Source organism: Pseudomonas sp. E45-MNA-CIBAN-0222, from assembly GCF_040310405.1.
In the GTDB taxonomy this organism is placed as follows: Bacteria; Pseudomonadota; Gammaproteobacteria; order Pseudomonadales; family Pseudomonadaceae; genus Stutzerimonas; species Stutzerimonas stutzeri_AC.
This window is the reverse complement of record NZ_JBEOPU010000247.1, coordinates 1-235: the sequence shown is the minus strand read 5'-3', so window position 1 is coordinate 235 and position 235 is coordinate 1. Positions and strand designations below refer to the sequence as shown.

Here is a 235-nt window from a genome sequence, read left to right as displayed (position 1 = left end):
CTCTAAGACGTGCGCGACTTTCATCTCAACTTTGGCAAAGTCTTCGATACCGATATAGTCAGCCTGCTCATTATCACTACCAGTATTAGCCTCTTTCGCTGAGGGAGTGTTTTTCTTTGCTGACGTATTATCAGCATTAGCAACTGGAGTCGCAGTTTGAGCCAAAGATTCCTTTGACGCTTCAACCATCGCTGCGACGTCTTTTTCTTCGATACGCTGCATCAACGGTTTAAAC

The 235-nt window shown here is 45.1% G+C and carries 1 protein-coding gene; it reads right to left on the bottom strand.

The genetic code is table 11. The features are described from left to right. On the bottom strand, positions 1 to 235 hold a 235-nt coding region (locus AAEZ08_RS23485; RefSeq protein ID WP_500125252.1), incomplete at both ends, for a hypothetical protein.